General features: G+C 71.8%; 23 protein-coding genes. 14 read left to right on the forward strand and 9 right to left on the reverse strand.

Going from position 1 to position 25,202, the window contains the following annotated elements; translation table 11 throughout:
* Positions 1 to 130: 130 nt before the first annotated feature.
* The gene (locus VKA29_RS11080) at positions 131 to 619 is read right to left on the reverse strand and encodes a GNAT family N-acetyltransferase (RefSeq protein ID WP_324785181.1); all 489 of its coding nucleotides are present in this window, start codon (positions 617 to 619) and stop codon (positions 131 to 133) included.
* 14 nt (positions 620 to 633) lie between these two features.
* Between VKA29_RS11080 and VKA29_RS11085 the strand changes: the two genes are divergently transcribed.
* Positions 634 to 972, forward strand: coding sequence for a hypothetical protein (locus VKA29_RS11085; RefSeq protein WP_324785182.1), 339 nt, complete (start codon positions 634 to 636; stop codon positions 970 to 972).
* Between the two features lie 53 nt (positions 973 to 1,025).
* On the opposite strand, the gene VKA29_RS11090 is transcribed toward VKA29_RS11085, so the two are convergent.
* From VKA29_RS11090 to VKA29_RS11100, 3 genes are all read right to left on the reverse strand, one after another.
* Positions 1,026 to 2,333 carry a hypothetical protein gene (locus tag VKA29_RS11090; protein WP_324785183.1) on the reverse strand — a complete coding sequence of 436 codons (1,308 nt, stop codon included), beginning with the start codon at positions 2,331 to 2,333 and terminating at the stop codon, positions 1,026 to 1,028.
* 62 nt (positions 2,334 to 2,395) lie between these two features.
* Entirely contained in the window at positions 2,396 to 2,935 is a 540-nt protein-coding gene (locus VKA29_RS11095; protein ID WP_324785184.1) for a DUF6368 family protein, read from the reverse strand.
* Between the two features lie 46 nt (positions 2,936 to 2,981).
* A complete protein-coding gene (locus VKA29_RS11100; protein ID WP_324785185.1) occupies positions 2,982 to 3,794 on the reverse strand; it encodes a VOC family protein in 813 nt (270 codons plus the stop codon).
* Between the two features lie 297 nt (positions 3,795 to 4,091).
* On the opposite strand from VKA29_RS11100, the gene VKA29_RS11105 reads away from it, so the two are divergent.
* From VKA29_RS11105 to VKA29_RS11130, 6 genes are all read left to right on the forward strand, one after another.
* Complete coding sequence (locus tag VKA29_RS11105) at positions 4,092 to 4,940, forward strand: sulfurtransferase (RefSeq protein WP_324785186.1); 849 nt, start codon at positions 4,092 to 4,094, stop codon at positions 4,938 to 4,940.
* Positions 4,941 to 5,391: 451 nt separating this feature from the next.
* Positions 5,392 to 6,768 carry an NAD(P)/FAD-dependent oxidoreductase gene (locus tag VKA29_RS11110; RefSeq protein WP_324785187.1) on the forward strand — a complete coding sequence of 459 codons (1,377 nt, stop codon included), beginning with the start codon at positions 5,392 to 5,394 and terminating at the stop codon, positions 6,766 to 6,768.
* Between the two features lie 10 nt (positions 6,769 to 6,778).
* Positions 6,779 to 7,249 (forward strand): RidA family protein, encoded by a 471-nt coding sequence (locus tag VKA29_RS11115; RefSeq protein ID WP_324785188.1) that lies wholly within the window; start codon positions 6,779 to 6,781, stop codon positions 7,247 to 7,249.
* A complete protein-coding gene (locus VKA29_RS11120) occupies positions 7,246 to 7,920 on the forward strand; it encodes a DUF1028 domain-containing protein (protein ID WP_324785189.1) in 675 nt (224 codons plus the stop codon). Before VKA29_RS11115 ends, VKA29_RS11120 begins: the two co-directional genes overlap by 4 nt.
* On the forward strand, positions 7,920 to 9,065 hold the full coding sequence (locus VKA29_RS11125) for a M20 family metallopeptidase (RefSeq protein WP_324785190.1): 1,146 nt from the start codon (positions 7,920 to 7,922) through the stop codon (positions 9,063 to 9,065). Before VKA29_RS11120 ends, VKA29_RS11125 begins: the two co-directional genes overlap by 1 nt.
* 236 nt (positions 9,066 to 9,301) lie before the next feature.
* Positions 9,302 to 10,228, forward strand: coding sequence for a LysR family transcriptional regulator (locus tag VKA29_RS11130; protein ID WP_324785192.1), 927 nt, complete (start codon positions 9,302 to 9,304; stop codon positions 10,226 to 10,228).
* A 49-nt stretch (positions 10,229 to 10,277) separates the two neighbouring features.
* Here the strand turns inward: VKA29_RS11130 and VKA29_RS11135 are convergent, their stop codons facing one another.
* The gene (locus VKA29_RS11135; protein WP_324785193.1) at positions 10,278 to 10,895 is read right to left on the reverse strand and encodes a TetR/AcrR family transcriptional regulator; all 618 of its coding nucleotides are present in this window, start codon (positions 10,893 to 10,895) and stop codon (positions 10,278 to 10,280) included.
* A gap of 242 nt (positions 10,896 to 11,137) precedes the next feature.
* On the opposite strand from VKA29_RS11135, the gene VKA29_RS11140 reads away from it, so the two are divergent.
* From VKA29_RS11140 to VKA29_RS11150, 3 genes are all read left to right on the forward strand, one after another.
* Complete coding sequence (locus tag VKA29_RS11140) at positions 11,138 to 12,610, forward strand: aldehyde dehydrogenase (protein ID WP_324785194.1); 1,473 nt, start codon at positions 11,138 to 11,140, stop codon at positions 12,608 to 12,610.
* A 64-nt stretch (positions 12,611 to 12,674) separates the two neighbouring features.
* Complete coding sequence (locus VKA29_RS11145; RefSeq protein WP_324785196.1) at positions 12,675 to 14,027, forward strand: aspartate aminotransferase family protein; 1,353 nt, start codon at positions 12,675 to 12,677, stop codon at positions 14,025 to 14,027.
* A 134-nt stretch (positions 14,028 to 14,161) separates the two neighbouring features.
* A complete protein-coding gene (locus tag VKA29_RS11150; RefSeq protein ID WP_324785198.1) occupies positions 14,162 to 15,670 on the forward strand; it encodes an APC family permease in 1,509 nt (502 codons plus the stop codon).
* Positions 15,671 to 16,045: 375 nt separating this feature from the next.
* Here VKA29_RS11150 and sepH read toward each other — a convergent pair whose 3' ends face one another.
* The 3 genes from sepH to VKA29_RS11165 form a co-directional block, all read right to left on the reverse strand.
* On the reverse strand, positions 16,046 to 17,080 hold the full coding sequence (gene sepH, locus VKA29_RS11155) for a septation protein SepH (RefSeq protein WP_324785200.1): 1,035 nt from the start codon (positions 17,078 to 17,080) through the stop codon (positions 16,046 to 16,048).
* Between the two features lie 476 nt (positions 17,081 to 17,556).
* Complete coding sequence (locus VKA29_RS11160) at positions 17,557 to 18,876, reverse strand: D-arabinono-1,4-lactone oxidase (RefSeq protein ID WP_324785201.1); 1,320 nt, start codon at positions 18,874 to 18,876, stop codon at positions 17,557 to 17,559.
* Positions 18,836 to 20,074, reverse strand: a complete 1,239-nt coding sequence (locus VKA29_RS11165) for an MFS transporter (protein WP_324785202.1) — start codon at positions 20,072 to 20,074, stop codon at positions 18,836 to 18,838. The genes VKA29_RS11160 and VKA29_RS11165 overlap by 41 nt, the downstream gene beginning before the upstream one ends.
* Before the next feature lie 188 nt (positions 20,075 to 20,262).
* Here VKA29_RS11165 and VKA29_RS11170 point away from each other — a divergent pair, with 188 nt between their 5' ends.
* A complete protein-coding gene (locus VKA29_RS11170; protein ID WP_324785204.1) occupies positions 20,263 to 21,390 on the forward strand; it encodes a ferrochelatase in 1,128 nt (375 codons plus the stop codon).
* Between the two features lie 8 nt (positions 21,391 to 21,398).
* Positions 21,399 to 22,214, forward strand: coding sequence for an inositol monophosphatase family protein (locus VKA29_RS11175; RefSeq protein ID WP_324785205.1), 816 nt, complete (start codon positions 21,399 to 21,401; stop codon positions 22,212 to 22,214).
* A 162-nt stretch (positions 22,215 to 22,376) separates the two neighbouring features.
* Here VKA29_RS11175 and VKA29_RS11180 read toward each other — a convergent pair whose 3' ends face one another.
* The gene (locus tag VKA29_RS11180; RefSeq protein ID WP_165954967.1) at positions 22,377 to 22,541 is read right to left on the reverse strand and encodes a hypothetical protein; all 165 of its coding nucleotides are present in this window, start codon (positions 22,539 to 22,541) and stop codon (positions 22,377 to 22,379) included.
* A gap of 414 nt (positions 22,542 to 22,955) precedes the next feature.
* On the opposite strand from VKA29_RS11180, the gene VKA29_RS11185 reads away from it, so the two are divergent.
* Entirely contained in the window at positions 22,956 to 23,609 is a 654-nt protein-coding gene (locus VKA29_RS11185) for a response regulator transcription factor (RefSeq protein WP_010353034.1), read from the forward strand.
* Positions 23,610 to 23,614: 5 nt separating this feature from the next.
* Complete coding sequence (locus tag VKA29_RS11190; protein WP_324785206.1) at positions 23,615 to 24,853, forward strand: sensor histidine kinase; 1,239 nt, start codon at positions 23,615 to 23,617, stop codon at positions 24,851 to 24,853.
* Positions 24,854 to 25,202 lie beyond the last annotated feature (349 nt).

Consider the following 25,202-nt stretch of genomic DNA (forward strand, 5'->3'; position numbering starts at 1 on the left):
ATTTACTGACTTCGGCTCGTCAAGGTGGCGCTGGTTCGTCGGGGGTCAGGCTGGTGTCGGCTATGAAGCCGTCGAGGGTGCCGGGCCGTGTGAACCGGACGAATCCGCTTCATGTAATGCCTCTGGGCGGCTACCGTGTGTGGGAAAGCTCGGCGACGGTTTCCTCAGGTGTGAAGTCGTAAAGGCTCCGTCGTATGACAATTGCTGTGCATTCGCACGGGCCCTCGCACTTGACGCAGTCGAAGGTCTCTGCGCCCTCCGGCTCGCGCCAGTACTCGGGGAGTTCCGCGACGCGTTGGAATCCGGCAGCTTCGAGGACGCCGAGGGATGAGTGCCGGCCGCCGGAGTCCCATGCCAGGACGACGGCGGCCGCACAGCCCAGTCTCTGGAGCCGGGCGAGACGTTCGATGACCATGCGCAGGCCGATGCCTTGGCCGCGATGGCGTGGTACCACGGCGGACGACTTGAGCAGTCCCATGCGCGTGCCGACGACGTTGGGTCGTACGACTCCCGTATCGACCAGCTTCTGCTCCAGCTCGGCCTTCTCCACCTCGGTCATCACGTAGGCGGTGGATGTATCCACGAGGCGGCCCTGATCGTCGGTTGCGAACAGCACCACGCCTGGCCGGGCACTTGGAGTCCGCGCTCGGACTGCTGATCGTCGCGGCGTCGGCCTTCTACTCCATCCCGGCCCTCTATCGGGGGATGAAGAGCCCGACGACAACCGGCCTGAGCGTCGTGTCGCTGACCGTCAATTCAGTGGAGGGACTGATCTATTTCATTGCAGGGATTTGCCTGAAAGGCATCACGAAATACGGAGACCCCGTTCTCGCTTACGCCTTCTTCGGCGGCCTGGCCGTGCTGTCCAACCTGCCACGGCTTGTTCGGGCCGCCTTGCGCCGGGTCCTCAGGCACGACCAGGGAGTATCGCTGCGGCCGTTGGCGGCGCTCGACGAGCACCGGCAATTGTGAAGCCGCAGCATCTCGCGTCGCCCCTCACCAAGTCGGTGCGAGCCCGCTCACGCCTACGCGGGCAGCGCTGGGAACACCACCACCGAGCCGTCCTTGTCGCGGGCAATCTCGATCGCCACGTCTGTCGCCCGGCTGTTGACCGTGACGCCGTCGCCCAGCTTGCGAATCCGGTGTGCCGCGCTCATCAGGCGATCGACTTCACCGGTCGTGAAGACGGGCCGCAAACCGTTCGGGCGTGCCAGCTCCAGCGCCGACAGGCGTACCAGGACGCCGGCGATGCTCGACTCCAGTTCGTCGAGGCGCTGCTGGTCACGCTTGAGTGCGCGGACGAAGCTCTGGAACAAGTTGCCAGGGTCGCTCTGCGCATGCTCGACGGCCTGCAGGACGATGACCCGCCGTTTCAACGCAATCGCCAAGGCAGCGAGTTCGAGGTGGGCGCGGAATGTGCCGCCATCGTCGTCCACGCCGGGGAACGACTTGGTCAGCGCGCCGATCTCGACGGGTTTGCCGTCGGGCAGTTTGTCGAGTGCGCTCTGCCACCGGGCAAGGCGGCGGTCAGCGGCGCCCAGCGCCGTGTTGATGGCATGCACTGCCGAGTCCAGTCCCAGCGAGACACCGAGCTTGCCCTGGTCGAGCAGAATGGCGGTGGCTTTGTCGATGGCATCGCGGCAGCCGTCGAGTTCGCTGTGCTCGTCTTCGAGCTTCTCTTCGTGCAGTTGCTCCAGCAGCTCTGTGATGTGCTCGATGGCCTGCTGCCGCTTGGCGTCGGCATGCGCGCTCACCCCTACCGCTACGGCCATGAGCACCAGCGGCGCCGCCACGGTGAGCGCCGCGCTGCCGCCGACCGCGACGCCGGCTGTCGCACCGGCTCCACCGGCTGCGCCCGCTGCCGCCGCTTTACCGACCGGCACGAACGTCGCCTGGGCGGCGATGCCCGATGAGTTCACGAGTGCACTGTGGATGCCGCCGGACGCTGCCTTCGACGGCATGGGTCGAAGGCAGCCCTGACCGAGCTGCGCGGCGACCTTCGCCGGAACCACCATGCGATACAGGCTTTCGCCGGCAACGGTCGACTTGACCGCCGTAGAGGAGCTTCGCGCTGATTGTGTGATGAGCTGCGACAAATGCTGTGCCAGGGGACTCGCGGCATCGAGCGGGATGCCTCGGCCGCGGTCGAGCTTGTCGTGCAGCGGATGTACCTCAAGTGTGGCGATCGGCTCGTCGGCCAGGGCTGCCAGCACGCCGCGCAGTTCAGCCAAGCGCTCAGCCGTCATCGGCTCGTCTCCGGCCAACGCGGGCACCCGGACGTCACCGGTCGCCAGCGTCCACACCGGAACGATCGCCGTGCGGTCGTCAGTCATCGTCCCCCCTTGTCTTCCCACGACAGCTTACGGCTGACGTCAGAGCTGCGGATTTGTCTGGGCTACTTGACCAGCCGGAAGGCGGGGTGTCCGGCCCAGGCCCGCAGGAACTCCGCCGTCCCCAGCGCCGTCCAGCCATCGTCCGCGATCCCCAGCACGCCCGGAAGGCCTGCGACGACCGGCGCCTGTCCGTCCAGCAGTTCGGCGTTGGCCACGCCCCCGATGACGTCCATGACGGCGGCGGTCAGCAGGGCCGTGACCACGTGGTCGATCTCGCGGTTGCAGCTGGCGCTGACATTGACGGCATGGGTCGGCCTGAAGCACAGCACGGCTTCCACCTCGGGCTCGTCCGCGTGCTCGGCCTCGAAGGTGCTCTCGTCGCCGACACCCGGCCCCATCAAGTAGACCAGGAAGGGCCGATGCGAGTCGTCCTTCCAGTCATCCTGGACGCCCAGTCGCTCCGCGGACACGTTGACGTCGAAGAACCACGGCCGCCTCTCCTCGAAATGGGAAGAGAGCCCCACCATCAACGCGCGGAACCTTCGCAGCGCAGCCGGGGAGAGAGGCTCCGCCAACTCGATCACCAACGTCGGGCCGGACATGCCGCGAGCCTGGTTCGATCGGCTCCGTCACCGCTCCGAATTCGGGTCAACGCCCCCGTTCCAGCAGCGCGAACCGTGCCCCCTCCGGGTCCGTGACCGCGGCCACGCGGCCGTCGGGGCTGTCGCGGGGTGGTTCGAGGACGTGGCCGCCGAGGTGGACGAGGCGGGCGGTCGCCTCGGCGGCGTCGGCGACCTCGAAGTACGTCGTCCAGTGCGAACCCCGGTCGCGGGGGAGGGCGTCGCCCACGCCGTGGATGCCGGCGACCGGGTGGCCGTCGACGCGCAGGGTCACGTGGTCACCGTCGGCGGAAGCTGCGTCCGGGTCCTCCTCGTAGCCGAACACCGTCTCGTAGAACTTCGCGACGCTCTTGGGCTCGAAGGTCACCAGTTCGTTCCAGACGGGTGTGCCGGGCACGCCCGTGACGGCCGGGCCGGGGTGCGCCGACGCCTGCGCGATGCCGAAGACGGCGCCGGAGGGGTCGGAGGCGAGCGCGAGGCGTCCGGCCTCGCCCGCGTCCAGGGGGCCCACGCCGACCGTGCCGCCGCACAGCCGTACCGTCTCCGCCGTCCCGTCCACGTCGTCCGAGGCGAGGTACGGCGTCCAGGCGATGGGCAGATGGCGGTCCGGCGGCAACTGGCCGATTCCGGCGACCTCCTGACCGTCCCCCTCCCGCAGGGCCCGCACGTACGGGCCGAGTTGCTGGGGGCCCGGTGCGAACTCCCAGCCGAACAGGGCTCCGTAGAACTCCTGCGTCGCGGTCAGCCCGTGCGCCATCAGGCTCACCCAGCAGGGCGTGCCCGGCGCGTACCGGGTGAGCCTCCCGCCGTTCGGGCCTGCCGTCCCCCGTGACTCGGTCATCGTCGCTCTCTCCCCGGCCCCTCGCGGTGGCCGCGTCGCTTCCGCTGTACAGGACTTCGGTGTTGATGCTCGCACCACCCCCGGTGGTGCGCGGTTGGGCGCGCCGCCGCGCGAAGGCCCGCGCCCGGAGTGTGCCGAAAGTGTGGCCACCGGCTCGTTTCCGCGCGTTTGCCCAAGGGTGTCGATCACCTGTACAGCATGTGCCCAAACCCGTACGGTTGGTGATCGGGCCCGTCCGGCCGAGCAGAGTAGCCCGACTCGGGCGAAGCGGCCACCCCATGGGCGAGGATGGTGGCCATGAACGCCATCATTTCCGCCTCCGAACTCGCGGGCGAACTGGCGGGCCCGCGCCCGCCCGTGCTGCTGGACGTCCGCTGGCAGCTCAGCCTCGCCAAGGCGGCCGGTGAGCCGCCCTTCGACGGGCGTGCCGAGTACACGGCCGGTCACCTGCCCGGCGCCGTCTACGTGGACCTCGACGCCGAACTCGCCTCCGCGCCCGGCGAGCGGGGCCGCCATCCACTGCCCGACCTGGGCGAGTTCGGCGCGGCGATGCGACGGGCGGGCGTGTCGGCCGGGCGGCCGGTGGTCGTCTACGACGGCGGACAGGGCTGGGCCGCGGCCCGTGCGTGGTGGCTGCTGCGCTGGACGGGTCACCCGGACGTGCGGGTCCTCGACGGCGGGTTGCCGTCCTGGCAGGGCGACTTGGAGACGGCGGTGCCCGCCCCGGACGAGGGCGATTTCGAGCCGAAGCCGGGGGAGGGGCTCCTCGACGCGGACGGTGCGGCCGCGCTGGCGCGGTCCGGGGTGCTGTTCGACGCGCGGGCGGGCGAGCGCTACCGCGGTGACGTGGAGCCGATCGACCGGGTCGGCGGCCACATCCCGGGTGCCGTTTCCGCGCCCACCACCGAGAACGTCGGGCCCGACGGGCGGTTCCTGCCCGCCGGGGAACTGGCCGAACGCTTCGCGTCCCTCGGCGCGTCCGACGGCCGCGAGGTCGGCGTGTACTGCGGCTCCGGCGTGTCGGGGGCGCACGAGGTGCTGGCCCTGGCGGTCGCGGGCATTCCGGCCGCCCTGTACGTGGGTTCGTGGTCGGAGTGGTCCGCGGACCCGTCCCGGCCGGTGGCCGTGGGACCGGACCCGCAGTAGTCCGGCGGCTTCAGCTCGGCGACTTCAGCCCGGTGGCTTCAGCCGGGTGGCTTCAGCCGGGTGGCTTCAGCCGGGTGGCTTCAGCCCGGGGGACTCAGTCAGGTGGATTCAGTCAGGTGGCTTGAGTCCGGTGACGTCAGCCCCGGCGAGTCCTCGGCAGCGGATCAGGGCCTCTCGGCGGGTCGGGGCGTAAAGCGAACCGATCACCGGGAGGCCCTGCCGTGGTCGCCCGCGCTCGGCTGTGCGGAGTCCGACCTCGCCGTCCCCGTCGTACGACGGCTGTCGAACCCGGAGCGAGACCGAGCGGCCCGCACCACCGGACCCATCTGCAAATCCGATGAACCACGTCGAAAACAACTGTTGGACAGCTTTCCGGGCCGATCCGAGGATGGCCTGAGCGGACGCCGGTGAAAACCGCACCGGAACGGAACACCGCTGTGCGGAGGCTGAGATGGCGAGCGAAGAGACCGACGTGGTCGTGGTCGGGGCAGGGCAGGCGGGTATCGCGATGAGCGAGCACCTGACAGCTCTGGCAGTCCCGCACGTGGTCCTGGAGCGGCATCGGATCGCCGAGCGGTGGCGTTCCGAGCGGTGGGACTCACTGGTCGCGAACGGACCCGCGTGGCACGACCGGTTCCCCGGCCTCCGGTTCCCCGATGTCCACCCCGACTCCTTCGCCTCGAAGGAGCAGGTCGCGGACTACTTCGCCGCTTACGCCGAGAAGATCGGCGCCCCGGTCAGATGCGGTGTCGAGGTGACGTCGGTGCGTCGGCACGCGGACCGGCCCGGCTTCCGGGTCAGGACGTCGGACGGCACCATCGACGCGCGTTTCGTCGTCGCGGCGACGGGGCCCTTCCAGCGGCCCGTGATTCCGCCGATCGTCCCGGACGGCGCCTTCCCCGTGCAGATCCATTCCAGCGCGTACCGCAATCCGGACCAACTGCCCGAGGGCGCGGTCCTGGTGGTCGGGGCGGGCTCCTCGGGGGTCCAGATCGCGGACGAGCTGCGCCGGTCGGGCCGCCGCGTCCTCCTTTCCGTCGGCCCCCACGACCGTCCTCCCCGCCGGTACCGCGGGCGTGACTTCTGCTGGTGGCTGGGGGTGCTGGGGCTGTGGGACGCGGAGACGCCCGCGCAGGGCGCCGAGCACGTGACCATCGCGGTCAGCGGCGCCCACGGCGGCCGCACGGTCGACTTCCGCACCCTCGCCGCCGCCGGCATCCAGCTGGCCGGCATGACGGCGGGGTACGACGGCGGTGTGCTGCGCTTCGCCCCGGACCTGGCCGAGCACATCGCGACCGGCGACGCGAAGTATCTGGCCCTGCTGAAGGCGGCCGACGAGTACGTCGAGCGCAACGGCCTCGACCTCCCCGAGGAGCCAGAGGCCCACCTGCTGGGTCCGGACCCGGACAGCGTGACCGCCCCGCTGCTGGAACTGGACCTGGCCGAGGCCGGGATCACCTCGATCATCTGGGCGACGGGCTTCGCCGCCGACTACGGCTGGCTGGAGGTCGACGCCTTCGACGACAGGGGCCGGCCCGACCAGCGCCGAGGGGTCTCGCGTGAACCCGGCGTGTACTTCCTCGGCCTGCCGTGGCTCTCCCGGCGCGGGTCGAGCTTCATCTGGGGCGTCTGGCACGACGCCCGGTACGTCGCCGACCACATCGGCATCCAGCGGGGATACCTCGCCCACGCCACCGCCGACCGGACCACCGCCGACCGGACCGGCGCCGCCCACGCCACCGTCGACCGGACCACCGCCGACCGGACCACCGCCGACCGGACCACCGCCGACCGGACCGGCGCCGCGCCGGCCGGCGCGAAGAGCTGAGGAGCAGACCATGACCTCCGTGAACGAGGGCCGCGGGGCGAACGCCCCGATCGTGGCCGGCGGCCACACCCGGATCCGGCCCTTCAACACCCGCGACACGTATCCCGAGCAGAACCTGGACAACGACCTCTGCCAGGCCGTGGTCGCCGGCGACACGGTGTACGTGCGGGGCCAGATCGGACAGGACCTCGACACCAGCGAGTCCGTCGGGATCGGCGACGCCGAAGCGCAGGCCGAGCGGGCGATGGCCAACATCAAGATGCTGCTCGAAGAAGCGGGCAGCCGGATGGAACACCTGGTCAAGCTGACCGTCTACCTGGTGGACCCGCGCTACCGCGAGGCGGTCTACCGCACCGTGGGCCGCTGGACGAAGGGCGTGCACCCGATCTCCACCGGTCTGGTCGTCTCCGCGCTGGCCCGTCCGGAATGGCTGTGCGAGATCGACGCGATCGCGGTGCTCCCGGGGGAGGGACGACGGTGACGTTCTCCCTGGTGGTCCGGGACGGGAAGCGGTTCGGCGTCGTGGTCAGCTCCTCCAGCCCCGCCGTCGCCGCCCGGGTCGCCCATCTGCGCCCCGGCGTCGGCGCGGCGGCGTCGCAGAACGTCACCGACCCCGTCCTCGGCACCCGCCTGCTGGAGCGCCTGGCCGAGCACGGCGACGCCGGGCGCGCACTGGCCGAGGTCACGGCCGCCGAGCAAGACGCGGCGAACATCGAGTACCGGCAGCTGACGGTCCTCGGCCGCACCGGCCCCGGCCACGCCTTCAGCGGATCCCGCACCCTGGGCACCCATGCCTCCGCCACCGCGGACGGCGCGGTCGCGGCGGGCAACATGCTGGCCGGCGAGCACATCCCCCGGGCCATGCTCGACGCCTGGTTCGCGACCACGGGGGAGGTCGAGGAACGCCTGCTGGCCGCGGTGCGGGCGGCCGTCGAGGCCGGCGGCGAGGAGGGGCCGGTGCGCTCCGCGGGCCTCGCGGTCGTCGCGGACGCCGGTTGGCGTGTCACCGACCTGCGGGTGGACTGGGCCGATGATCCGGTGGGCCGGCTCGCCGAACTGGTCGGCGTGTGGCTGCCGCAGCGCGACGACTACGTGCGCCGCGGCCTGGACCCCGCTGCCGCGCCCGCGTACGGCGTTCCGGGTGATCTGTGATGGGGACGCCGAAGGAGGCGGCGCGCCGCGAGGTCCACCGGCACGCGGACCGGCTGATCCGCCTCTCCGAGCGGCTGCACGCCGATCCGGAGACGGCCTGGGAGGAACACCGGGCCGCGGCGACCGTGCCCGAGCCGCTGGAACGTGCCGGATTCGAGGTCACCCCGGCGTACCTGGGCCTGGAGACGGCTTTCCGCGCCCGGTACGGCAGCGGGCCGACGCGCATCGCGCTGTGCGCCGAGTACGACGCGCTGCCCGGCCTCGGCCACGCGTGCGGACACAACCTCATCGCGGCGAGCGCGGTGGGCGCGGCGCTCGGACTGGCCACGGTCGCCGACGACATCGGCCTCACGGTGGAGGTGTACGGCACCCCGGCCGAGGAGGGCGGCGGCGGCAAGATCGAGATGCTCGAACGGGGCGCCTTCGCCGGAGTGGACCTGGCGATGATGGTGCACCCGGCGCCCGTCGACGTCGCCGAGGCCCGTCCGTTCGCCGTCAGCCACTCCCGGATCACCTACACCGGAAAGTCGGCCCATGCCGCGGCCTACCCGGAGGCAGGGATCAACGCGGCCGACGCCTTCACGGTGGCCCAGGTCGCCATCGGGCTGCTGCGCCAGCAACTGCCCGCCTCGGCACGGGTGCACGGCGTGGTGACCCACGCCGGGGACGCCCCGAACGCCATCCCGGAACGGACCAGCGGCCGGTGGTACGTCCGGGCCGAGACCCTCGCCGAGCTGGCCGAGCTGGAACCGCGGGTCATGCGTGCCTTCGAGGCGGGGGCGCTCGCCACCGGGTGCGAGCTGACGGTCGAGCCGGAGAGCAGGCCCTACGCGGAGTTCCGCACCGACGAGGCCGCACTCGCCCGCTACCGGACCAACGCCCTGGCACTCGGGCGCGAGTTCGCGCCACCCGGCCAGGCCGCACGGATGAACCGCGCCTCCACCGACATGGGCAACGTGTCCCAGGTCGTGCCGGCCATCCACCCGTACATCGGGATCGGCTCGCTGCCCGCCACCAACCACCAGCACGAGTTCGCCGCGTACTGCGTGGGCGGCACGGCCGAACGCGCTCTCCTCGACGGGGCGGTGGCTCTGGCCTGGACCGCGGTGGACACCGGCACCCCCGCCGGCCCTCCCGCGCGGTGAGCCGGCCGTCCGGCCCTCCCGGCAGGCCGGCCTGCCGCGGCCCTGAGGCATCCTGATGGTGGCGCCCCGCGCTCACCGTGCGGGCACCGCTCCACGGCCCGCTCACGGTGCGGGCACCGCGTCGACGGCCCGCTCACCGTGCGGGCACTCCGTCGACGGCCCGGCGCGCCCGGCGCGGAAGAAGGCGTCGCGCCGGGAACGGGCACGGTCCCGCGACACAGGTACAAGAGGTGCACATGACGCCCGCGGTGGGTTTCACGCTCGTTCAGCTCCGCTACTTCCTCGTGGCCGCCGAGTGCGGGTCGCTCACTGTGGCGTCGGCGCGGCTCCACATCGCCCAGTCCGCTGTGTCCGCGGCCATCCACAACCTGGAGCGCGACCTGGGCGTGCAGGTGTTCGTCCGCCGCAGAGGCCGGGGGCTCACCCTGACGCCCGCCGGGCAGCGCCTTCAGCAGCAGGCCCGTGATCTGCTGTCGCGCGCGCAGGAGATCGAGCGGGAGGCTCGCGGGGAAGGGGAGACCCTCCACGGACCGGTGGCCGTGGGCTGCTTCGTGACCCTGGCTCCCTACTTCCTGCCCGCCTTGTTCAGCGAATGCACCGTCCGCTACCCGGGTATCGAGATCGACGTCGTGGAGGCGGAGACGGAGCAGCTGGCCACCGCGCTGCGCGCGGGGCGCCTCGACTTCGCCCTCACCTACGATCTCGGACTCGCGACGGAGCCGGACCTCAGCGCCGAGTCGGTCGCCCAGGCTCCGCCTCACGTCATCGTCGCGGCGGGTCACCGGCTCGCCGGCCGGGACCGGGTGGAGCTGACCGAACTGGCCGACGAGCCGATGGTGCTGCTCGACCTTCCCCACAGCCGTGACTACTTCCGCTCGCTGCTGGCCGCCGCCGGGGTGACACCCGACGTGCGTTACCGCACCCAGAGCTACGAGACCGTGCGCTCCCTGGTGAGCCGTGGGCTGGGCTACTCCGTGCTGAACCAGCGGCCGGCGACCAGCCAGACCTACGGCGGTGGCGAGATCGCGGAACTGAGGCTGCCTGACCGCACGGCCGCCCTGGATGTCGCACTGGTCCGCGTGAAGGACGTGACGCGGACCGCTCGGGCTCGCGCGGTCATGGACATGCTCCGCGAGATCGCCGCCCGGGACGCGACCGGCTGAACGGTGTCCGCCCGGCCGGCCCACGGCGGTCGGGACGGCCCTCGCCCGGTCACAACGCGGCGCAGCCCGTCACCGCTCTGGCGTGCGCGAGGATCATCCGGCGGGCCTTGTCGGGGTCGAGCGCCGCGTTGCGGCTGATGATGTGCAGACCGTAGCCGTCCTCCATGGCGACCAGGCCGTGCGCCAGCTCCTGCGCGCCGGCGGCCAGGGTGAACACGCCCGTGGCGGAGCCGACCTCCAGCGCGGTCGTGTAGAGCGCGACCTCCCGGGCGTACAGGGAGGTCATCAGCTCGGCGTGGCCGGGACTGCGGCCGGCGCGGCGGTGGAGCTCGTAGAGAAGTCCGTGGACCTCGTCCTCCGTGGCGTTCGGCAGACCGCCGGCCAGGAGGGCGCGCAGCCGTCCCGCGGGGTCTGCGGCGGGCGCGTCGTCGTAGGCCTTCTGCCGGGCGGAGAGGAAGCTCTCCACCGCCTCCCGGTGCACTTCGAGCACCAGGTCGTCCAGCTCCGGGTAGTAGTACAGCACAGAGCCCTGGGAGACGCCCGCCGCGTCCGCGATGTCCTTGATGCGCAGACCCTCGAGGCCGCGCTCCGCGATGGCGCGCCCCGCCGCGAGGACGAGGGCTTCCCGGCGAGCCGTCTGATTGCGTGGTCTACCGACTTTCCCCATGGTCGTTAATTCTCTGTTACCGGAGTCGGCTTTGGCAAGAAGTGCCTGCCCGGAGCATTGACGACCGGTTCACCGATTGTTTGAATTGCGGCTCAAAGAAGTCGGGTGACGGCTCGCGGGGCGAGCCGTCGCGTCTCCCTTCCGGGCCACCGCTCTCAGCCGCTCGGCCGGATGCCCGACAGGCACCGCTCCGACGGGAGCGGCAAGGTTCCCCGTCCCACGACGTGATCGAAGGCCACAGCATGACGACGTACGACCACTGGCAGCGGCTCGCGGCCGGCCTCGAGCCCCGCACGCGCCTGTTCATCGACGGGCGGTGGACCGAGCCCGTGGACGACACCTGGCTGCCCAGCGTGAACCCCGCGACCGGCGGGACGACCGCCGAGGTGGCGGCCGGCTCCGAGGCGGACGTGGACCGGGCCGTGCGCGCCGCGCGTGCTTCCTTCGAGGACGGCCGTTGGTCGCGTACCGCGCCGGCCGAACGCAAGCGCGTCCTGCTCACCCTCGCCCGGCTCATCGAGGAGCACGGCGAGGAACTCGCCCTGTGCGACACCCTCGACATGGGCAAGCCCGTCGCGGAGTCCTTCGGCACCGACGTACCCGGCGCGGCCGGTGTGTTCGCCTGGTACGCCGAGGCCATCGACAAGCTCTACGACGAGGTCGCACCGGCGCCGCCCGGCAACCTCGCCCTGGTGCGCCGCGCACCGCTCGGCGTGGTCGGTGCGGTGGTGCCCTGGAACTTCCCGCTGGATCTCGCGAGCTGGAAGCTCGCCCCGGCGCTGGCGGCCGGGAACAGCGTCGTGCTCAAGCCGGCCGAGCAGTCGCCGCTGTCGGCGCTGCGGCTGGCCGAGCTGGCGGCCGAGGCCGGCCTGCCCGACGGGGTCCTGAACGTGGTCCCGGGCCGGGGCGAGGTGACCGGTCGGGCGCTGGGCCGGCACCCGGACGTGGACACGGTGGTCTTCACCGGCTCGACCGCGGTGGCCAAGCGGTTCCTCGCCTACGCGGCCGAGTCGAACATGAAGCAGGTGTGGCCAGAAGCGGGCGGCAAAAGCCCCAACCTGGTCTTCGCCGACGCCGACCTGGAGGCCGCCGCGGAACGCGCCGCCTGGGGCTTCGCCTACAACTGCGGACAGGTCTGCTCGGCCAACACGCGTCTGCTGGTCGAGGCGTCGGTCGCGGCGGAGTTCACCGAGCGGGTCGCCGAACACGCCGGCACCTGGATCCCGGGCGACCCCCTCGACCCCGCCACCCGGCTCGGCCCGCTGGTCGACGAGGCGCAGGTGGAGCGGATTCTCGCCGCTGTCCGGGCGTCCGGCGGGACCCTCGTGCGCGGCGGCACCCGCCCCGACCGCGAGGGCGCCTACCTCGACCCGACGGTCGTCACCGGCCTGCCGGCGGACGCCCCGCTCGTACGGGAGGAGCTGTTCGGCCCCGTCCTCACGGTGCTGCCGTTCCGCGACGAGGCGGAGGCGGTCCAGCTGGCGAACGATTCCGCGTACGGCCTGGCCGCGTCCGTCTGGACGCGCGACCTCGGCCGCGCCCACCGGGTCGCGGACGCGCTGCACGCGGGCACCGTGTCGGTGAACACCGTCGACGCGCTCAGCCCGTTCACCCCCTTCGGCGGTTTCAAGCAGTCCGGCCACGGCCGTGACCTCTCGCTGCACTCCTTCGACAAGTACACCGGCCTGAAGACCACGTGGATCGCCTACGGCTGACCGGGCCGGCCACCGCCCACTTCCGACACCCGCACCCGCCTTCGAGCAAAGGACGCACCCGCCCATGACCCTCGACGCCGCACGACTGCTCCGGCTGGACCGCGAGCACGTCATCCACCCCTACCTGCCCGGCGCCGCCACGGAGCGCGTGATCATGACGGAGGGATCCGGCTGCCGGCTGACGGACTCCGAGGGCCGCTCGTACCTCGACGCCACCGGTGGCCTGTGGCTGGCCCAGGTGGGCCACGGCCGCGCGGAACTCGCCGACGTCGCGCACGAGCAGATGCGGAAGCTGGAGTACTTCACCAGCTTCTGGGAGTTCTCCAACGACCGCGCGATCGAACTGGCCGCCCGCCTCGCGTCCATCGCCCCGGACCCGCTGAACCACGTGTACTTCACCTCGGGCGGTTCCGAGGGCAACGAGGCGGCCATCAAGATGGCCCGCTACTACCACCACCGCCGGGGCGACACGAACCGCACCTGGATCCTGGCGCGCGACAAGGCGTACCACGGCATCGGCTACGGCGGCGGCTCGGCCACGGGCTTCCCCGTCTACCACGAGGGCTTCGCCCCGATGATGCCGCACGTCTCCCACCTCACCCCGCCGTGGCCGTACCGCACCGAGCTCTACGGCGGCGAGGACCCGACCGACTTCCTGATCCGCGAACTTCAGGAGCGCATCGCCGAGATCGGTGCGGACAACATCGCGGCGATGATCGGCGAGCCGATCATGGGTGTCGGCGGCATGCTGGTGCCGCCGGCCGACTACTGGCCGCGGGTGCGTGAGGTCCTCGACCGCCACGGCATCCTGCTGATCTTCGACGAGGTCGTCACCGCCTACGGCCGGGTCGGCGAGTGGTTCGCCGCACGGTACTTCGACGTCACCCCGGACATCATCGTCACCGCCAAGGGCATCACCTCCGGCTACGTGCCGCTCGGCGCCCTGCTGGTGGGCGACCACGTCGCCGAGGTGCTGCTGCGCGACCACGGCTTCCCGATGGGCTACACCTACAACGGCCACCCCGTCGCCACCGCCGTGGCACTCGCCAACCTCGACCTCATCGAGAAGGAGGACCTGCTCGCCCGCGCCACCACCATCGGCCGGTTCCTCCACACCGAACTGGAGGCCCGACTGGGCGACCTGCCGGTGGTCGGCGAGATCCGCTCGGTCGGCATGATGCTCGCCGTAGAACTCGTCGCCGACCGCGCCACCCGGACTCCACTGCCGCTGAACCCCGACCGGATGCCGCACGACGTGATCCGGCGGGAGACCGGAGTCATCGTCCGCGACTCCGCCCACAGCCTGGTCCTCTCCCCGCCGCTGATCATGACCGAGGCCGAGGCCGGGGAAGCCGCCGACGCCCTGCGCGGCGTCCTGGAACGCACCGCGCCCGACGGCGGGATACGCCCCGCCTGAACCCACTTGTGAGGGTGCCGGGCCGGCCTGCCCGGCCCGGCACCCGGACAGCACCACCCGACACGGACCCCACACCGTCGCGGCGCCCCGCACGCGCCTTCCCGCAGTCCGCACACATCCACGAGGAACTGCCCGTGTCCATTCACCCCTCGACCACCGAAGCGCGTGCGCCCGAGGCCACCACCCACCTCAAGCGCAGCCTGCGGCGCTTCGACATCACCGCCATGGGCATCGCCGCGGTGATCTCCTTCGACACCGTCGGGCAGATCGCCACCGGCGGCGGTGAGGCCGCCACCTGGACAGCCGCCATCGCCCTGTTCTTCCTGATCCCCTACGCCCTGCTCTTCGCCGAGACCGGCGCCGCCTTCCCCCAGGAGGGAGGGCCGTACGTCTGGGTGAGGCTCGCCTTCGGCCGTACGGCCGCCGCCCTCACCACCCTGCTCTACTGGGTCACCAACCCCATCTGGCTGGGCGGTTCGCTGGTCTTCCTGGCCGCCGAGACCTGGGACGGCTTCGTCTTCCACCTCGGCTCCGGCACGGTTGCCGACTACGCCTTCAAGCTCTCGTTCGTCTGGATCGCCATCCTGACCGCCGTGGTGTCCCTGCGCCGCGGCAAGTGGATCACCACCGCGGGCGCCGTGGTGAAGGTCTTCTCCCTCGTCCTCTTCACGGCCACCGCCGTCCTGTACGGGGTCCGCCACGGCTTCCACGGCCTGGACGACGCCCGCTTCACGCCCAGCACGGCCGGGTTCCTCGCCCTGGTGCCGATCCTGCTGTTCGCCTACGTCGGATTCGAGGCCCCGAACGCCGCCGGTGAGGAGATGGAGGACCCCCAGCGTGACGTGCCGGCCGCGCTCGGCCGGTCCGCGGCCGTCGCCGCGGGCTGCTACGTGCTGCCCGTCCTCGCCCTCCTCGCCGTCGTCCCCGCCGACCAGGTCACCGGCATCGGCGGATTCATGGAAGGCGCCCGTCTGGTCTTCGACATCTACGGTGGCGCCGGCGGCCCGCTGCTGACCCTCACCGCCGTCATGTTCGTCTTCGCCCTCCTCACCCAGGGCAGCGCCTGGATGATCGTCAGCGACCGCATGCAGGCCATGGCCGCGGCCGACGGCGGGTTCTTCTCCCGCTCACTCGGCGCCTTCCACCCCCGGCTGGGCACCCCCGTGCGCACCAACCTGCTGTCCGGGGTCGTCGCCACCCTCTTCATGCTCGCCGCCATGCGACTGGCCGACGGCGACGCCGCCGCCGTGTTCTCGGTGGTCCTCACCGTCGCCGTCACCACCCTGCTGCTGTCCTACCTCGTGATCGTCCCCGCCCTGGTCGTGCTGCGGCTGCGACGCCCCGAGGTCCGGCGCCCCTACCGCGTGCCCTTCGGCAGCGCCGGCTTCCTGGTGTGCGCGGGCCTCGTCTACGCCTGGATCGCGGTCGGATCGTGGTCGGCGCTCTTCCCCGGTGTGCTGGAGGGACTGTTCGGCATCGGCTACGACTTCCGGGACGTGTGGGGAGTATCCCGCCTGTCGTTCGAACTCTTCACCCTCGGCACGGTCGGCGTCCTGCTCGCCGTGGGAGCCGTCGGCGTGCTGGTCGCCCGCGGACCCGACGCGGCCCTCGCAGCGGAGACGGGAGAAGTCCGCGGACGGTGACGACGGATCAGACCCTCACCTCACCCCGTCCCTTCCCGCACCGGAGCGCCCGGCATGGTCGAGCCGCGTTCACCGACGCGGTCTCGCCGTCCGGCGGTGAAGCGTCGCCACCGTCCTGTCCGCACCGTCCTGTCCGCACCGGCCTGTCCCCACCGGCCTGTCCCCACCGTCCTGGAACGCGCTGGAAGTTCCGGCCGCCAGGCACACCACCACGCGAAGACCGGCTGAGGATTTCCCCCACCGCCGTCCTGACCGGCCCTGCGCGCCGGTGGCCTGACGGCTCCTCAGCCCCGGCGACCCCGGACTCCGGCGACATGACGAGGGCCGCGCCCGACGGCGCGGCCCTCGTCATGTCGTACCGCTCGGTGCGGCCGGTCACTCCTGTTTCTTGCGGCGCGTGCCGAACACGATCTCGTCCCAGCTCGGGACCGCCGCCCGGCGGCCGGGGCGGACGCCGTCGGCCTCCGCCTGGCGGTCGGTGGAGCCGATGAGGCGCTCGCGGTGGCTGCCCACGGACCGGGGCATGAGGACGTCCGCATAGGCGGATCCGGCGCCGGCGGAGGCCGCGGGAGCCGGGGGCTCCTCTTCCGCCGGTTCGACGGCAGGCTCCTCCGACGAGGTGTCCGACGGCCGCTCCGGCACCACCAGGTCGCCGCGGAAGCTCGGTACCGCCTCCAACAGGCTGGTCAGCGAGTCCCGTTCGCCGGTGGTCTCCTCGACGGGTTCGGACGCCTGCGCGGGCAGGCTCGGCCGGTCGGGGCGGTCCAGCGGGCGGTCGCGCGGCAGCCGTGCGATGCGCGGCACGAACGGAAAGCTGGGCTCCGGCGCGGCGAGGTCGTCGGACTCGCCGATCAGCGAGCGCGCCTCCTCGTCGACGGCCTGGACGAGCCGCCGGGGCGGGTCGTACGTCCAGCTCGCCGAGTGCGGTTCGCCCGCGACCCGGTAGACCAGCATGACCTCCCAGGTGCCGTCGTCGCGGCGCCAGGAGTCCCACTGCACGGTGTCCTTCTCGGCGCCGCGCAGCAGCAGCCGTTCCTGGACGGCCTCGCCGAGCTGCGGTCCGGCCGCGTTCTCGCCGGGCCTGCGCACGGGCGTCTTGCGCGCCCGCTCGGCCATGAACGCGCGCTCCGCGAGCACGGGCCCCTCGAAACGGCGTACCCGGTCCACCGGGATGCCGGCCATCTGCGCGACCTCTTCCGCGGTGGCACCGGCACGTATCCGCGCCTGGATGTCACGGGGGCGGAGGTGGCTCTCCACCTCGATCTCGATCTGGCCGAGGCGGGGCCGGTCGCCGCGTACGGCGGCACGCAACCGCTCGTCGATCGGAAGCGTGTACTCCGTTGAGTCGGCAGCCTTCAGCACCAGCCGTGTGCCGTCATTCGAGACGGCCACGACACGCAGTTCGGGCATGGGGACCTCCCGGGTGGTGCCTGCCGACGTCACGTGCGTCGCTGCTTCCGCTAGTCGAGTGTGGCCTGCCCGGGTGCAGCCTGCCACAACCTTGCCGTGTTGCCCGGCGTGTCGGGCGCGGGCCCTTGATCGCCGTTATGGCACGGTTACCTCTTTGCAACGCTAAGTGACCAACTCCGTCACCCTGTGCAACTCGCCCCCTCCCGGCGGTCCGGCAAGGCCCCGGACGCCCCTGGCGGGAGACCGGACCCAGGGCTCGCAACAGTACTCCATTCGGACCACCTGCGTGGATTGGCGCGCCGCCCAACTTCTGGCAAGAAATGGCCTGGAGCCGTCTGTTGAGCGGGTTTCTGGATCTTGAACGTGGCGTATTTCACGCGGACGCCGGAAACGGAACCGGAGGTTTCGCGCGTACGGGCCTTCCGTTACCGGGGGTTGCCCGCTAGAGCCGGTCCGGCATGATCCGCCGGACCTGCCTAGTTGCCCAACACCCTGCGCAGGTAGGCGTTCTGGAAGCGGCGGTCCGGGTCGAGCCGGTCCCGCAGCGCGGTGAACTCGCCGAAGCGCGGATAGACGCCGGCGAGGTACTCCGCGTCGCGCGTGTGCAGCTTCCCCCAGTGCGGCCGGCCCTCGTGCGCGGTGAAGATCCGCTCGGCCGCGGTGAAGTACGCCTGATAGGGCGTCCCGCGGAACATGTGTACGGCGACGTAGGCGCTGTCCCGGCCGGACGCGGTCGACAGCGTGATGTCGTCGGCCGGGGCCGTGCGCACCTCGACCGGGAAGCTGATCCGGAGACCGGAGCGGTCGACCATCGTCCTCAGTTCACGCAGCACCTCGGTCACGGCCTCGCGCGGGACGGCGTACTCCATCTCCACGAACCGGACCCGGCGCGGCGACGTGTAGACCTTGTACGGGATGTCGGTGTACGTGCGCGCCGACAGCGCCCGGCTGGAGATCCGGGCGATCGCCGGGACGGTCGCCGGCGCCGCGCGGCCGACCCACTGGGCCACCTGGAAGACGCCGTTGGACAGCAACTCGTCCTCGATCCAGCCGGCCAACCGGCCCACCGGCCGCTCCGGGCCCGCGCTGCGGTTGTTGCGTTTGGTGACGGTGTTGGCGGTGTGCGGGAACCAGTAGAACTCGAAGTGCTCGTTCTCCGCCCAGTGCTGGTCGAACTCGGCGAGGACCCGGTCGAGGGGCATCGGCTCCTCGCGCGCGGTGAGCAGGAAGACCGGCTCCACGGCGAAGGTGATCGCCGTGACGACACCGAGGGCGCCCAGGCCGATACGGGCGGCCGCGAAGACGTCCGGGTTCTCCTTCTCGGAGCAGGCGAGCACCGAGCCGTCCGCCGTGACCAGTTCGAGTCCCTTGATCTGGGCGGCTATCGAGGCGGATTCGCGGCCGGTGCCGTGCGTGCCGGTGCTGGTGGCTCCGGAGACGGTCTGCTCCATGATGTCGCCCATGTTGGTGAGCGACAGGCCCTCGCGGGCGAGAGCCAGGTTGAGCCGCTTGAGCGGGGTGCCGGCCTCGACCGTGACCGTCATGGCCTCCCGGTCGATCCCGCGGATACCGGTCAGCAGCTGAGGGCGGATCAACACGCCGTCGGTGGCGGCGATGGAGGTGAAGGAGTGCCCGGTGCCGACCGCCTTCACCGTCAGGCCGTCCTCGGCCGCCTCCCGCACGGCGGCGGCCAGCTCCTCGACGGAAGCCGGGGTGACCTCCCGCGCGGGACGCGCGGCGACGTTGCCGCCCCAGTTACGCCACGTGCCGTTCCTGCCGCTCGCTGTGCTGCTCAACGGTGCCTCCCCGACGCGGAGCCGGCCTGCTGAGCCGGCGGTACCCCAGGAAACCGACCGCGACCGCGACGGCCCCGGACACCGCCGGAACCCCGTACCCGGCCCGCGCCCCGGCCGCGTCGATGACCCAGCCGGCCACCGAGGAGCCGAGCGCGACGCCGACCGCGAGCCCGGTGCTCACCCAGGTCATGCCCTCGGTCGACTGCGCGCGTGGTACGTGCTCCTCGACCAGGGACATCGTCGTGATCATCGTGGGAGCGATGGACAGGCCCGAGACGAAGAGCGCCACGGCCAGAAACGGCAAGTTCCCGACCAGTAGGAGGGGGATCATACTCACGGCCGTCGCACACACGCCCAGCAGCCAGCGCCGGGCGGGGGCTCCCTTCGGGCGGAGCAGGCCGAACACGATCCCCGCGAGGCAGGAACCGGCCGCGTACAGCGCCAGCACGACGCTCGCGGCGCCCTTGTGGCCCCGCTCGTCGGCGAAGGCCACGGTGACCACGTCGACCGCGCCGAAGATCGCCCCGGTCGCCACGAAGGTGGCCACCAGCACCTGCAGCGCGGGGGAGCGCAGGGCGGTGCCGCCGCCGTGGTGCTCACGCGGGTGCGGGGCCGGCTCGGTGGCCCGCTGGGCGGTCAGCCAGAACACGCCGGCCGCCAGGAAGCAGGCGGCGAGCAGCGGACCGGCCTCCGGGAACCAGGCCGTGGACAGGCCGATGGAGATGATCGGCCCGATGATGAAGCACAGCTCGTCCACCACCGACTCGAACGAGTAGGCCGTGTGCAGTTGCGGAGTGCCCCGGTACAGGGCCGCCCAGCGGGCGCGGACCATCGCGCCGAGGCTCGGCACCGAGCCGATGCCGGCGGCGCACACGAACAGCACCCAGTCCGGCCAGCCGAAGTACGCGGCCAGCAGCAGCCCGGCCGCCGCCGTCAGTGCCACCAGCGTCGCCGGGCGCAGCACCCTGCGCTGGCCGTGCAGGTCCACCAGCCGGGATATCTGCGGCCCGATCGCCGCCGCGGCCAGCGCGATGGTGGCCGACAGGGCGCCGGCCAGCCCGTAGCGCCCGGTGATCTGGGAGATCATCGTGACGACGCCGATGCCCATCATCGACAGCGGCATCCGTCCGACGAGACCCGCGGCGGAGAAACCCAGGGAGCCGGGGGCGGCGAACAGGGCGCGGTAAGGGCTGGGCACGGGAACTCCGATGGGTCCGGCCACCCGCGGCGAACGCTCGGCGCGGTGTGGACGAGGGTGGCTCAGTAAGGTGCGACTGCGGTCGATACAGCTTACGAGTCGGGGAACCCCGGCGCATCGGGCCCCCCGGCTCCCGGCCGCCGGTGCCGGGTGGCGGCGTTGTCGGTGGCGGGTGGCAGGATCGACCCATGCCAGACGCGCTCGATGCCACCCCCTACGACGCCCTGCTCCTGCTCTCCTTCGGCGGCCCGGAAGGGCCGGACGACGTGGTCCCGTTCCTGGAGAACGTGACCCGCGGCCGGGGCATCCCCAAGGAACGCCTCAAGGAGGTCGGGCAGCACTACTTCCGGTTCGGCGGGGTCAGCCCCATCAACGCCCAGAACCGCGCGCTGCTCGACGCCCTCCGCGAGGACTTCGCCGCGCACGGCCTGGACCTGCCCGTCCACTGGGGCAACCGCAACTGGGCGCCGTACCTGACGGACACCCTGCGCGAGATGGCCGCCGACGGCCGCCGCCGCATCCTGGTCCTGGCCACCAGCGCCTACGCCTCCTACTCGGGCTGCCGCCAGTACCGGGAGAACCTCGCGGACGCGCTGGCCGCCCTGGAGGCCGACGGCCTCGACCTGCCGAGGGTCGACAAGCTCCGGCACTACTTCAACCACCCCGGCTTCGTCGAGCCCATGATCGAGGGCGTCCTGCGCTCCCTCGCCGAGCTGCCCGACGACGTCCGCGACGGCGCGCACATCGCCTTCACCACCCACTCCATCCCCACCGCCGCCGCGGACACCTCCGGCCCCGTCGAGGGCCACGGCGACGGCGGCGCCTACGTCAGGCAGCACCTGGACGTGGCACGGCTGATCGCCGACGCGGTGCGTGAGCGCACCGGCGTCGACCACCCCTGGCAGCTGGTCTACCAGTCCCGCTCCGGCGCCCCGCACATCCCGTGGCTGGAGCCCGACATCTGCGACCACCTCGAGGAACGGCACGCGGCCGGCGTCCCCGCCGTCGTGATGGCCCCCGTCGGTTTCGTCTCCGACCACATGGAGGTCCTCTACGACCTCGACACCGAAGCCGCCGCCAAGGCCCACGAGCTGGGCCTGCCGGTACGCCGCTCGGCCACCGTGGGGGCCGACCCGCGCTTCGCCGCCGCGATCCGCGAGCTGATCCTGGAGCGCGCGTCCGCCGAACGCGGCGAGCGGGTCACCCCCTGCGCCCTGGGCGGGCTCGGCGCCGGCCACGACGTCTGCCCGGTGGGCTGCTGCCCCGGCCGGGCCCCCCGCCCGGCCGCCGCGGGCGCCGACAGCCCCTACGCGTGAGGAACCCCGTGACCGACCCCTTGCACGAAGAACTCCTGCGGTGCGCCCAGGAGGCCGCCCGCCGCGCCGGTGAGCTGCTGCGGGACGGCCGCCCGGCCGACCTCGCGGTCGCCGCCACCAAGTCCAGCCCGATCGACGTCGTCACCGAGATGGACATCGCGGCCGAGAAACTGATCACCGACCTGATCTCCGCGCAGCGCCCGGACGACGGCTTCCTCGGCGAGGAGGGCGCCTCCACCGACGGCACCAGCGGCGTCCGCTGGGTGATCGACCCGCTCGACGGCACGGTCAACTACCTCTACGGACTGCCCACCTGGTCCGTCTCCATCGCCGCCGAGCAGGACGGCGAGACGGTCGTCGGCGTCGTCGCCGTCCCGATGCGCGGCGAGACGTTCCACGCGGTGCGCGGCGGCGGAGCCTGGGCCACGGGAGCCTGGGAGGGCGAGCGCCGTCTGTCCTGCCGCCCGGCGCCGCCCCTGGAGCAGGCCCTGGTCTCCACCGGCTTCAACTACGTCACCGAGGTCCGCACGCACCAGGCCGAGGTGGCGCACCGGCTGATCCCGCTGCTGCGGGACATCCGGCGCGGCGGATCGGCCGCGGTCGACCTGTGCGACCTGGCGGCCGGCCGCCTCGACGGCTACTACGAACGCGGCCTCAACGCGTGGGACATCGCGGCGGGCGACCTCATCGCCCGGGAAGCGGGCGCCCTGACCGGTGGACGCCCCGGAGAGCCACCCGCGCGCGACCTGGCGGTAGCGGCCACCCCCGGCGTCTTCGAGCCCCTCCAGCAGCTCCTGGACGACTTCGGCGCCTGGCACGACTGAACCGGCCCCCGGCGGACCCTGCCGTCGGCCCGGGGGAACGACTGCGAGCCGCGCTCACGGGGTACCCGCACACGAGCGAGCCCCCGGCGCTGGATTCGCCGGGGGCTCGTTCGCGCTTCCCGTGGTGCACGAAGCGAGTCGTGCTCACGAAGCGGTCAGACGCTAGGCGCCGACCTCCACACCGTGCTCGGCGGCGAGGCGGCGCAGGTCGTCGAGTTCGCCCTGCTCAACCTCGACGAGGAAGTCGTCGCCCTCGTCGCGAGCCCGCGTGAGGTCGGACTCGGTCGCCTTTATGCGCTGCAGAAGTCCTGCGGTGAATGCGTCCATGCTGCGCCCCCTCGTCCTGGGTCGTGGGTCGGTGGCACGGGGGTGTGCCGTTCGGAAGGGACGATCACGTCTGCGGTGGATGCCCAGTGCTGCCCCAGCCGGGCGGCGACGGTGCCGGACACCCACGCCCGCTCTGCGGAAAGCGGATGACGCCGTGCCGCATGGTGTTGCGGCACTAGCAGAGCGTGATCGCGGGGTATGAACCGTCCTCCCCGCCGTTTCTCCCGCGGAAACCTCAACCCGACGAGAAAATCTCGCATTCCCGGGTCGATCACTCGCCCTTCGTTTCCGGGCCACCCGCCTTACAGCCGACTTATGGCCGAAAAGGGCAGGATGGAGGCACACACCCATGAAGACCCCTGCTCGCGCGCGCCTGTCGGGCGCTACGCGGGTGGACACAGGAAGGACAGCGACGTGCGCGTACTCGTCGTCGAGGACGAGCAGCTGCTCGCCGATGCGGTGGCCACCGGACTGCGCCGGGAGGCCATGGCCGTCGACGTCGTGTACGACGGTGCGGCCGCCCTGGAGCGCATCGGCGTCAACGACTACGACGTGGTCGTCCTCGACCGCGACCTCCCCCTGGTCCACGGAGACGACGTCTGCCGGAAGATCGTCGAGCTGGGCATGCCCACGCGCGTGCTGATGCTCACCGCGTCCGGAGACGTCAGCGACCGGGTCGAGGGACTGGAGATCGGCGCCGACGACTACCTGCCGAAGCCGTTCGCCTTCAGCGAGCTCATCGCGCGCGTACGGGCCCTCGGCCGGCGCACCAGCGTGCCGCTGCCCCCGGTCCTGGAGCGCGCCGGGATCAAGCTCGACCCCAACCGCCGCGAGGTCTTCCGCGACGGCCGGGAGGTCCAGCTCGCCCCCAAGGAGTTCGCGGTCCTGGAGGTGCTGATGCGCAGCGAGGGCGCGGTCGTCTCCGCGGAGCAGCTGCTGGAGAAGGCCTGGGACGAGAACACCGACCCGTTCACGAACGTGGTGCGGGTGACGGTCATGACCCTGCGCCGCAAGCTGGGCGAGCCGCCCGTCATCGTCACCGTGCCCGGCTCCGGATACCGGATCTGATTCCCGTGGCGGCGACTCCCGCGCCTCCCCAGGCGCCCCCGAAACCCACCTGGGACCCCAGGCGGCCGGAACCCCCGTTCCCCTGGCTGCGCCCGACCATCCGCATACGGCTCACGCTGCTGTACGGCGGCATGTTCCTGATCGCCGGGATCCTGCTGCTGTCGATCATCTACCTGCTGGCGGCCCAGGCCCTGCACGAGGGCAGCGGCCAGTCCTTCTCGGTGACCGGGAGCAACCTGGACATCACCAGCTCCACCTGCCCCGCCCTGAACACGGCACCGGACAGCGAGCTGAACGCGGTGCTCAAGCAGTGCGAGGCGGTCCAGCGCCAGCACGCCCTCGACGACCTGCTCAGCCGCTCCCTGCTGGCCCTGCTGGGCCTGGCGGTGATCGCCTTCGCCTTCGGCTACGCCATGGCCGGCCGTGTCCTGTCGCCGCTCGGCCGGATCACCCGGACCGCGCGCGCGGTGGCCGGCTCGGACCTGTCCCGCCGGATCGAGCTGGACGGCCCGGACGACGAGCTGAAGGAGCTGGCCGACACCTTCGACGACATGCTGGAGCGCCTCCAGCGGGCCTTCACGGCGCAGCAGCGCTTCGTCGGCAACGCCTCGCACGAGCTGAGAACCCCGCTGGCGATCAACCGCACCCTGCTCGAGGTGCACCTGTCCGACCCGAACGCGCCGGTGGAGCTGCAGCAGCTCGGCAAGACGCTGCTGGCCACCAACGAGCGCAGCGAGCAGCTCGTCGAGGGGCTGCTGCTGCTCGCCCGCAGCGACAACCAGATCGTCGAGCGCAAACCGGTCGACCTCGCCGAGGTCGCCGAGCAGGCCATCGACCAGGTGCACGCCGAGGCGGAGGCCAAGGGCGTGGTGATCCGCGGCGAGCAGAAGCCGGCGGTCGTCCAGGGCAACGGCGTACTGCTGGAGCGCATCGCGCTGAACCTGGTGCAGAACGCCGTGCGGTACAACGTGCCGGAGGGAGGCTGGGTCGACGTGACGACCGACGTGCAGCACGGCCAGGCGGTGCTCGTGGTGGCGAACACCGGCCCGGTGGTGCCCGCCTACGAGATCGACAACCTCTTCGAGCCCTTCAGACGGCTGCGCACGGACCGCACGGGCAGCGACAAGGGCGTCGGCCTGGGACTGTCCATCGCCCGCTCGGTGGCCCGGGCGCACGGCGGGCACATCGCGGCGCAGCCGCGCGAGGGCGGTGGTCTCGTGATGCGCGTCACCCTGCCGGTCTGAGATCATGCCGCCGACACGCCGCCACCTTCCGGGGATGTTCGCTTTGCGCGGAATTTTCCGGGCGCTCACCCGGCAGTGCCGTGTGTGATCGATCACAAGGGCGAATTTCCGGCCATCTACTCTCAGTGATCTCATCTGCCGCCGGAAAGCGTGGAAAATCCGGGTTTTCGGGGGTCGTGATCACGGGAAGTACAGGGTGAGACGCCTTTGAAGAGCGGCACGGGGACCGTGTACGGTCCGGTTCGCCATCCAAGCCGATCACTCTTGAGGAGTCCGGTTGGGTGTCGATTGAGTAACAGACCTTGATGTGAGGCAAAATCTCCGCCTCGGGTCGGGCACAAGTCCGGCC

Origin of the sequence: Streptomyces sp. H51 (assembly GCF_035656535.1) — a bacterium.
Taxonomy (GTDB): Bacteria; Actinomycetota; Actinomycetes; order Streptomycetales; family Streptomycetaceae; genus Streptomyces.

What these genes read in the sequence shown, in the direction of transcription:
- VKA29_RS11090 (WP_324785183.1), bottom strand. Translation starts at nt 2,333, where the DNA reads ATGACTGACGACCGCACGGCGATCGTTCCGGTGTGGACGCTGGCGACC.
- VKA29_RS11095 (WP_324785184.1), bottom strand. Translation starts at nt 2,935, where the DNA reads ATGTCCGGCCCGACGTTGGTGATCGAGTTGGCGGAGCCTCTCTCCCCG.
- VKA29_RS11100 (WP_324785185.1), bottom strand. Translation starts at nt 3,794, where the DNA reads ATGACCGAGTCACGGGGGACGGCAGGCCCGAACGGCGGGAGGCTCACC.
- VKA29_RS11105 (WP_324785186.1), top strand. Translation starts at nt 4,092, where the DNA reads ATGAACGCCATCATTTCCGCCTCCGAACTCGCGGGCGAACTGGCGGGC.
- VKA29_RS11110 (WP_324785187.1), top strand. Translation starts at nt 5,392, where the DNA reads ATGGCGAGCGAAGAGACCGACGTGGTCGTGGTCGGGGCAGGGCAGGCG.
- VKA29_RS11115 (WP_324785188.1), top strand. Translation starts at nt 6,779, where the DNA reads ATGACCTCCGTGAACGAGGGCCGCGGGGCGAACGCCCCGATCGTGGCC.
- VKA29_RS11125 (WP_324785190.1), top strand. Translation starts at nt 7,920, where the DNA reads ATGGGGACGCCGAAGGAGGCGGCGCGCCGCGAGGTCCACCGGCACGCG.
- VKA29_RS11130 (WP_324785192.1), top strand. Translation starts at nt 9,302, where the DNA reads ATGACGCCCGCGGTGGGTTTCACGCTCGTTCAGCTCCGCTACTTCCTC.
- VKA29_RS11135 (WP_324785193.1), bottom strand. Translation starts at nt 10,895, where the DNA reads ATGGGGAAAGTCGGTAGACCACGCAATCAGACGGCTCGCCGGGAAGCC.
- VKA29_RS11140 (WP_324785194.1), top strand. Translation starts at nt 11,138, where the DNA reads ATGACGACGTACGACCACTGGCAGCGGCTCGCGGCCGGCCTCGAGCCC.
- VKA29_RS11145 (WP_324785196.1), top strand. Translation starts at nt 12,675, where the DNA reads ATGACCCTCGACGCCGCACGACTGCTCCGGCTGGACCGCGAGCACGTC.
- sepH (WP_324785200.1), bottom strand. Translation starts at nt 17,080, where the DNA reads ATGCCCGAACTGCGTGTCGTGGCCGTCTCGAATGACGGCACACGGCTG.
- VKA29_RS11170 (WP_324785204.1), top strand. Translation starts at nt 20,263, where the DNA reads ATGCCAGACGCGCTCGATGCCACCCCCTACGACGCCCTGCTCCTGCTC.
- VKA29_RS11180 (WP_165954967.1), bottom strand. Translation starts at nt 22,541, where the DNA reads ATGGACGCATTCACCGCAGGACTTCTGCAGCGCATAAAGGCGACCGAG.